This window comes from Desulfosarcina sp., assembly GCF_033791525.1.
GTDB lineage: Bacteria > Desulfobacterota > Desulfobacteria > Desulfobacterales > Desulfosarcinaceae > Desulfosarcina.
On record NZ_JASJGN010000103.1, the window covers coordinates 1 to 8,590 of the forward strand.

Below are 8,590 nucleotides of genomic sequence, written 5' to 3' on the forward strand. Positions count from 1 at the left end.
TATGCGCGGCTGCTAATGATGGTTTGGGAAGGTAGTAAGCCTGGAAAAAACCACGTCCCGGTGGTGCTGGATAACTATTGAAACCCTCTAAGATGTTCCATCCAAATCGCATTTCAAGAGCGAGTTCCACGGCGGTTAATAGGTTCCCCAAATGGGCAATTGGGCCCAAGGCTATATTCCCGGCCCAGCCGTTATCGTACTCACCCAAAGACGCAAGACGCCACAAATGATGATAGCCGATATTAACAATGGGTTCGGTTTTTCTCTGGGTGTCCCATCCTCGTGGAGTTCTTCCGCGGTCTAAATCAACGTGCACAAACTTTTGGAAATCTTCTGCAAGGGTTTCTTCACCAAGAATACCGGCTGTTACTTGAAAATTACGGGCTGTTCGCTGATTAAAGCTCTGCCAATTCAAAGTATAGGTCAGTGTACCGGCATAAGGCAAATCCCCTCCCTGTGGCGTTTCAAGAGATAGATTTTCGGGGGTAATCATATTTTGTCCAATCCCCTGACCATAACGGACGATGGAATCATCATCGTGAAGGGTTGGAAAATGTTTGCCGACCCATTTGATAAAACCAGGCGCCTCGGTTTCTTCCCAACTGGCGTAGCGGACGGTATGATATTGCAGGCTCCAACCGTTGGAGAAATTACTGTCCTTATCAAAAACGGCATCGTTGTTGACTTCAAACCGCCAAGTGCCTTTATTGCGTGGGCTATCAAGATTGAAGTCTCCTGCGAATAGTGAACTATCAAAGGATATCAACAAAAACGCCATCAAGAAAAACGTGTAAATTCCCATTAATTTGTGGCGCCGTAAGCAGTTGGTTTCAATTCTTTCTATTTAAATTCCTAATGACTAATCCAATGTCGGTGCAGGCTGTATCTATGAGAAACGTTACACGGCTTTCTATAAGGCTCATTATTACAGGAACCACCCTAAAAGTCGGATGTATATTTATCGACGCATCATAGCTATCAGGGGTTAGGGTGGATTTGAAGCTAAAATTTTCCTTGTCCTGCCTGCGCTCGAGATGCATCTTAACATCCTTGCTCTTCTAATCGGCGACAACAACCATGGTGTCACTGATACCACTGGAGATGACCATGCCATCTTCAATGATGAAAAAACGAAACGCGAAGGCAGCATCGATCGGCATCTGAAGCTTATAGGTACGCTTTTCCAACCCATTGCCAGTCTCCTGGATGAGTACCGGTGCTCCCCAAACGGTCTCAACAGCTTCGAGGGACATGGGGTGGTTCTTATAGTAGAGATGGCTGACTTCGTTGATCTCTATTGCCCGGAAATCCTGTCGAGTTGAATCGACGTTGAAGCCCTTTTCCGGAGAGATACGGCTGGCTATGACGATTCCGTTTTTGACGATGAATTTCCGGAACTTGAAATCAGTATAGGGGGCCTGTATCTCATAAATGCGAAGTTGCGTTCCGTCATTCGTATCCCGAACAACCAGCGGTTGGCCCCAGGTGCTATCCAGATGCGCAACCGTTGTCCTGTGTTTGGCGTAAAAGGCTTTGCTCAGATCGCTGGCAACAAAACCGATGGTTTCGTGATGCGTGTCCGGCGGGATTGCCTTACCAGCGTCTGTGATACCACTGGCCAGAACCATGCCGTTCTCGATCAGAAAATAACGGTACCTGAGATCAGTGTAGGGGCTCTGGATCGTATAGATGCGCTTTTCGATACCGCCATCCAGCACGGTAACGTCTATCGGTTTTCCCCAAACTTTTTCCACCTCCTGGGCAGATCTGGGATGGTGGGTGTAAAATGACCGGCTCAAGGTGTCCGAGCATCCGACAACGAAAAATAGAAGGATAAGTCCTGTCCCGGCAATCGCTGAAATTCGTTCTTTTCTCATTTTTTATTCCTTTCCCTGAAGGTGAAGATCTATATCTGTTGTTCCCCACTCATGACCGTTCTCAATATTCATGCTTGATATAATCTACCCGATGCCATTTGTTGCTTTGAGCGGCTATGTCACAATCCACACCGTATCTTTGCGACCCGCATGAATCACCTTGTTGCTCACCCGGCCCATGAAAAAGTCGCCTACACGGGACAAGCCCCGCCGGCCCACCACAATGGTGCCCCAGCCCTCTTTTTCGGCCGCCTTGACAATGGCACCGGCACGGCTGATCGCACCGATGAGGGTTTTGGTGGAGATGGCCTGCGGATTGAATCCGGCTGCGGTCAAGGTATTGCTGGCTGCTCTGAAAACTGGTTCAAATGTGGTGTTGCCGTTTTCTCTAAATGCTTCAAGATCAGAAGCCTCACCGCGCACCACGTGAACCAGTTTCACCTGATAATTACCCAGCGGTCCCAACATATCGGCCACAAATTGCACGGCCTTGGTTGCACATGGAGAGCCGTCCACGGCCACCAGCACCTTTTTGTTGATAGGTTTACGGCCGGCGATGAGCAACGGAATGAAGGAAAGCTTTTCCAGCAGTTTGTTGGTGACGCTCCCCACGATAATGTTTTTGAGGGCAGTGGCGCCCCTGCGACGAATCAGGACCGCGTCGTAGCCTTTCTGGGCCTCGATGATGATGTCGCGGGCCACCCCTTTTTTGCGGTTTTGAATTTTAACTTCGACCGCCGCTTCAGCGTGCCCGGCATCCAGCAGCATCTGCCTGGCATCGTCCATGTATTTGCGGATTTTTTTCTTCTGCTGGGCTTCCCAGCTGCGCACGTGGGTGACTACCTTGACGCTCTTGGGTTCCTTTTCCAGGTCGTAATAGGCGTCCGGGATGCTGTTGAAAACGTGGAATAAAACAATTTTCATACCCTTGAAAGCATCTTCTTCTCCTGCGTAGCGTACGGTCTGTAAGGCTCGTTCGGAACCGTCCACGGCCAGCAGCAAGCGTTTTTGTCTGAGTACCATATATTTCCTCCTGGTATCGATCAATTAAATGAATTAATGGTTGTCGAATAGGATTCGCCGGTTTTCGCGGTGATCCACCATGTAGCGTAGCTTTGCCTTGCCCTTGAGAATCTTCAGCATCTTGTCGATTCTATCCCGGGACACATCGTAAAATCGAAGATAGACGTTGCGATACCCCACCGGTGCCCGCTCGTAAGTGGAGAGAATGCTGGCCATGCGTCCACCGAATTCACGCACCACATTGACGATTTCCATAATTGATCCGGGGGTGTCCTCCAAAACAAAGGCCAGGTGAAATCCCCGCTTTTTCAATCCGGTAATATACAGGGTAGCCTTGAACATGTCCGTCTGAGTGATGACCCCGCACAGCTGGCGTTTATCATCCACCACGGGTGCGCCGGAAATTTTACGGTCCAGCATGAGGTCTGCGGCTTCCTCCATAGTCCAGTCCTGGTTTACCGTGACCACATCGCGGGTCATAATGTCGGCTACCTTGATTTTGGAAACAAGGTAAAGCAGTTCGTGCACATCCAGGCTGGTGGCATCCGAAGCAGATGCCCGCTTCAAATCGCGGTCGCTGAGAATGCCGCAAAGTTTTCCTTTGTCGATCACAGGAAGTAGCCGGATGCGGTTTTCTTTCATCAGGGTGGCCGCCTGCTGCATAGAATCGTTTTTTTCAACGGTAATCACTGGTTTGCTCATCCAATATCTGATCAGCATGTTTTTTCTCCTTTGTTGCTGTTCTGTTTCAGGGCAGTTCGTTGAAGCCCGCCGGTATCGTGAGCAACGGTATGGGCGACCGGCGATACATCTTGCGTGCCGTTGAACCGACCACTACGTCGGCCAGATTGCTGCGGCCCTTTGTGCCCACAACCATCAGGTTCGGCTTTTCACTTTCGATGGCAGATAGCAGTTCCCGGTATGGGATGCCGGTCTGGACAAGGTAGCTACATTTGACCTTGCCCAGAGAGACCGCTTCAACGATATCTTTCATCTTGGTTTTGCGATCCTCTATCTGTTCAGTGAGATAGTTCGGAAAAGAAAACGCTTCATAACCAGCCATGGACCGCTGAACCATATCCAGATCGCGCTGGTTGATCACATTGATCAGCAGCAGCTCCGCATCCAGTTTCATGCTCAGCCCTACACTGTAGAGGACCGCCGCTGCTGAATAGTCGGAGAGATCCACCGCCGTCATAATTTTAAAGCTCTGTGTCATTTGAAACTCCTTTCTGAACCTGTTGCGGTTTATCAGATTATCTTTTCTTCACCATGAACATCGAATGATGAAACCGCTTCGCTCTGCCATTTTCTTTTCGCAACAGGCCAGCTCCCTTTGCCACCGGTGACCACGGTGACGATAGCACCGCAGACCTCGCATTTATAAACTTCGGATTTTGCTGTCATGACGGTCCTCCTTAAGCTTGTATGTTTTCCTGGCTATGTTTCGATAAACACGTGGATTAACCGGTCCTTGCTGTCCCCATCGTCGGCGGTGATCGTACTGTCCCAGTGAGCCAGCACTCCGGGATCGGTGACCACCACCACCGGACAGTCGGCCCGGTAGCCGACCCGCTCCACCGCGCTGCCCGGGTACCATTTACCGGCTTTTTCCTTGGTGTGAGAGCCCATGATGATCAAATCAATGTTTTTTTCTGCGGCGCAGTTGAGTATTTCCAGATGGGGTAGGGCGCCGGCCCGGATCAGGTACTGGTGGTCGGCATTCTCCAGGTTCGCCTCATAAAATGATTCGAGCCGCTTTTTTGCATGGGCTGCATCGGCCGCGTAGTTGCGGCGGGTGTATTTGGGGATCGGGGGCACCGGGATCATATGAAACGCAAACAATCGGCTGCGGTAGTGCCGGGCTAGTTTGGCCGCAAGACCGACCGCGCATTCGCAGGATCGGGAGAAATCGACCGCCACCAGCACCCGTTGGAACAGCAATTGGCCCTTGTCCGCGGGGCGATTGACTACCATCACCGGGCAGCTCTCCCGGGTGACGACGTTTTCCACCGTCGACCCGGCCCGACCGGCAATCCTAACCACCCCTTTTTCTTCCGCCCGGGTCGAATGAGGACCCAGCACGATGAGATCAGTATCGACCTCCTTGGCCCACCGCAGGATCTCTTCCCAGGGGAAGCCGGCGGTGACCCTGACCTCATGGGGGATGCCTGACAGGTCGTCCTTATACGTCTTTTCCAGCGCTTGACGGATGCAATGCTCATAGTCTGCGTCGGCGATCATTTCCGCTCCGGTTTCAAAATGACGGACCAGGCGACGATTGTCTGTCGAGGCGGATTCCATCACATGCAGCAGATAGAGACGGGCGCCCTGCTGTCGGGCCATCCGGGCAGCCGATAGCACCGGCGCATCGGCGGTGGTGATCATGTCTGTTGCGGTCACAATTCGATTAAACATGCTTGCCTCCTTTGTGGGGGGCACCGTCCCACAGGACCTCGGTCAGCAGTATTTGCCGAAGGCTAACCGCCGGAGCGTTTTCGGTGTCCACGCGAATATGGATTTCATTGTCGATTCGGGCCATGGGTTCGAATCGTTTTTTGAATGCCTGCAGGTGAATCAGGCGGGCATCGGATACCGACGGCTCGTTTTTCCGTTTGAGCAGCCGTGCTGCCAGGATAGGTTCTGCGGCCCGACACTCGACGAAAACAGGCGTTGCTTGCCGGCATGCGGCTATTCGCAGGATTTCCGTCCGCTTTACAGCGAGGCTGAAGGTGGCATCGATCACAACGCTTTTCCCTTTTTTGAGCTCCTCCTGGGCCAATGCGAACAATTGTTCGTAGGTGACCTCGGTGGTGTAGGCCGAGTATAGCCCTCGTCCGAAACCAGAGTCAGTGGATGGGCCGGTTGAATCGGCAAACAGGCCTTTGCGAATCACATCCGAGCGGATCACGCTGATGTCAAAGACTTCCGCCAGTGCGCCGGCGATGGTGCTTTTACCCGAGGCGGGCAGGCCGCACACCACCCACAGGATCGGCCGACTGAAGGTGGCGGCATAGTCATGGGCCATGGCCAGGTAGCGTCCGGCATCCGCCCGCATCGCATCATGATTCGCGCTCCGGCTGTCGGTTTCCCGGAGGCGCAAACAGCTCACCTTGCAGCGCACCATGGCCCGATAGCAGCGGTAAAAATTCAGCAGCGGCAAGGCGCCGATGTCATGGGTCTGTTCTGCGTACAATCGGATCAGCGCCCAGGCCGTTTCCAGAAAATGGTTGTATTCCAGATCCATGGCCAGAAACGCCAGATCACTGATAATATCCAGATAGCGCAGGTGGTGGTTGAATTCGATGCAGTCGATGATCTGGATACCGTTTTTGGTAAAGTAGATGTGATCGGTTCTCAGGTCCCCGTGGCAATCCCTTATCCTCCCATCTTGCCGGCGACGTTGAAAAAGGCTTTCATGCGTGCGGTAAAAAGAGCGTGCGGCGGACCGCACGAACTCGAATGGTCGCCGGTTGATCCACACACCGGCGAATGGTTCGACCTCTTGTAGATTCTGCTCCCAGGCAAAGCCGCCGGATGATTTTGTTTCCGGATCCGTCGACGCCTGCGCATAAAAGCCGACCAATAGGCGGACCAACGCTTCGATGTTCCCGTCGTCCAGTGTGGCGCGCTTCAGGCGATCTTGCATGGAATCGGTTTCGGCGAGCTGGTGCATTTTCACGGCGAACTCGACTGCTTCACCTGACCCTTTAAGGGTATACCGGCCGTCGCTGTGGGTGATGGGTACCGTATCGATGTACACACCACTGGAGAGGCGACGGTTCAGGGCGACTTCCTGCAAGCAGTAATGCCGTCGTTTCTCAAGGCTCGAAAAATCCAGAAACTCCATATCTACCGGCTTTTTGATTTTGTAGACGAAAGGGCCGGTCAAAAATACTGTCGAGATGTGGGTTTCCAGCCGCTCAATGGATTCCACCGCGTGCGGGTAGAATCCCGGATGGGCCATGACCTTGATAATCTTTGCCTGGTGGTTTTTTTCCATGCGTATTGTATGACCCTCCCTGTAGACAGCCATGCAAATTGAAAACCATAAATTCATGATTTCTCATATACCGCGGCATCCACGCGGTTATCCGAATGGAATTATTTTTTGTCGAGGCCCTGGCGTGTTGAAGCAATGGAAAGTCATGGCCGTATCACCTCCGTCAGCATCGGTCATGGTTGGTCGGTTGGTCGACAGTGGGTGGTTGCATAGGGAGAGCGAAAAAAAACGGGGGAGCTACGCTGCCAAACTATTATTTTCATTCTCTTGGGCAAAGCTTGGGCACCATTTACGAAACTCGTCCCGCAGCTCATCATTGAGAACACGGGTGCGGACCTGTAGCAACAAGTGGGCGCCTTCTGGCTCCAGCGCATTTGTTGTTTCTTGACCATCCGCTTGCTTACCACCTGGTTGACGGTCGATCCCCAAGATAACCATTCCTGAACTGCCGGTTACGTTGCGATGCCGATCATTTGTCGAAGAGGTCGTTGCCAGAGACCTCGGGGCCAATGTCGGCGATATGATATTAAAAGGACCGCTATCCCTTGGAAAAGACAACAATCACGGCCACCAGAATACCGGCACCCAGGGCTAAAAGGCTGTATCTCTTGCGCTCTGTTTCAGCTTGAGGCAGAAGGTGCGTGGCTCCCACGTATACCAGGGCGCCGGCAGAAAATGCCAGCAGGGCACCCAAAAGCGATTGGTCCATGGTACTGATGTAAGGGTATGAGACGAGCATGCCCAGCGGCGTCGTCAGGGCTGCAGCTAAGAAGGCAAGCAACAGTGACGTCCGCTCCTTGAACCCTCCCCGTTTGAGCAGCAGGTAGGTGATGATCCCCTCGGGAAATTCATGAAGGACCATACCGGTAGCTGCCAGTACTCCGGTAAAGATACTGACAGTGAAGGTGATGGAATAGATGAACCCGTCGATGAAGGAATGGAAGCCGATCCCAAGCATGGGCACAAGGCCCAATTCGTATTGTTTATCCGATTCTTTATCGCATACAAAAGCGTTGACGAAGCGATTAAATAAATGCAGGCTGAGGTACCCGGTCAACAGATAGAAAGGGGCCTTTGCATTCATGGAAAATGCTGTCGGGATGATGTGCAAAAATGACACTGAAATCAGTACGCCGGCAGCGAAACAGATAAAATAATTCGTATTCTCACGGCCCCAATGCTCGAAGCGGCGTATGACATAGATGCCCACCGAGGTCACTAATGCGGCCAAAGAACTTGCTACCAGTGCCGTCCAGAATGTATTTTCCATGGTGTCCTCACATGGGTTCTGATTGTTTATTTTCGCAAACCTTTAATCCCAAATTCATTTTTTATCAAGAAGTGCTGCCTGGGCCGCCGCCAGTCGCGCGGCCGGTACACGGAACGGTGAACAGGATACATACGTGAGGCCAAGTTCATGGCAAAGCGCGATCGATTCCGGATCACCCCCATGTTCGCCGCAAATGCCGCATTCAAGATCTGGATTTATGGCGCGTCCCTTTTGAATGGCGATCCGCATCAATTCTCCTACACCATTTTTATCAAGGGTGGCAAGGTCTGATATTCCTGCTTCTTCAAATCCTTTTCGCCGCAACTGGCAGGAGTCACTGCTTCCGCAGGCCTCGCCCTGTGCGTTGGCCTGGTAACAGGAAACGGTAAGCGCATAATTAACCCCTAATTCACTCCC

Annotated in this window: 10 protein-coding genes and 1 pseudogene; all 11 read right to left on the minus strand. The window is 52.2% G+C overall.

Translation table 11 applies throughout. The features are described from left to right. Window positions 1-802, minus strand: an 802-nt coding sequence (locus QNK41_RS04900) for a lipid A deacylase LpxR family protein (RefSeq protein WP_319254346.1), incomplete at its 3' end; no start/stop codon positions are given. 256 nt (window positions 803-1,058) lie between these two features. Further along, on the minus strand, window positions 1,059-1,877 hold the full coding sequence (locus QNK41_RS04905) for a hypothetical protein (protein WP_319254348.1): 819 nt from the start codon (window positions 1,875-1,877) through the stop codon (window positions 1,059-1,061). 114 nt (window positions 1,878-1,991) lie between these two features. Then, window positions 1,992-2,900 carry a universal stress protein gene (locus QNK41_RS04910; RefSeq protein ID WP_319254350.1) on the minus strand — a complete coding sequence of 303 codons (909 nt, stop codon included), beginning with the start codon at window positions 2,898-2,900 and terminating at the stop codon, window positions 1,992-1,994. A gap of 33 nt (window positions 2,901-2,933) precedes the next feature. Next, window positions 2,934-3,620: a CBS and ACT domain-containing protein gene (locus tag QNK41_RS04915; RefSeq protein WP_319254352.1), complete on the minus strand. Its 687-nt coding sequence runs from the start codon at window positions 3,618-3,620 to the stop codon at window positions 2,934-2,936. Between the two features lie 28 nt (window positions 3,621-3,648). Further along, window positions 3,649-4,119 carry a universal stress protein gene (locus QNK41_RS04920; protein ID WP_319254354.1) on the minus strand — a complete coding sequence of 157 codons (471 nt, stop codon included), beginning with the start codon at window positions 4,117-4,119 and terminating at the stop codon, window positions 3,649-3,651. Window positions 4,120-4,151: 32 nt separating this feature from the next. Continuing rightward, on the minus strand, window positions 4,152-4,307 hold the full coding sequence (locus tag QNK41_RS04925; RefSeq protein WP_319254356.1) for a hypothetical protein: 156 nt from the start codon (window positions 4,305-4,307) through the stop codon (window positions 4,152-4,154). Between the two features lie 33 nt (window positions 4,308-4,340). Continuing rightward, window positions 4,341-5,318 carry a universal stress protein gene (locus QNK41_RS04930; RefSeq protein ID WP_319254358.1) on the minus strand — a complete coding sequence of 326 codons (978 nt, stop codon included), beginning with the start codon at window positions 5,316-5,318 and terminating at the stop codon, window positions 4,341-4,343. Then, window positions 5,311-6,903: an AAA family ATPase gene (locus tag QNK41_RS04935; RefSeq protein ID WP_319254359.1), complete on the minus strand. Its 1,593-nt coding sequence runs from the start codon at window positions 6,901-6,903 to the stop codon at window positions 5,311-5,313. Before QNK41_RS04935 ends, QNK41_RS04930 begins: the two co-directional genes overlap by 8 nt. Before the next feature lie 237 nt (window positions 6,904-7,140). Continuing rightward, window positions 7,141-7,325, minus strand: a pseudogene (locus QNK41_RS04940) (ISKra4 family transposase); the annotation flags it as partial. 116 nt (window positions 7,326-7,441) lie between these two features. Next, complete coding sequence (locus tag QNK41_RS04945) at window positions 7,442-8,173, minus strand: ZIP family metal transporter (protein ID WP_319254361.1); 732 nt, start codon at window positions 8,171-8,173, stop codon at window positions 7,442-7,444. A 54-nt stretch (window positions 8,174-8,227) separates the two neighbouring features. After that, a partial coding sequence (locus QNK41_RS04950) for a putative PEP-binding protein (RefSeq protein ID WP_319254363.1) occupies window positions 8,228-8,590 on the minus strand: 363 nt, incomplete at its 5' end.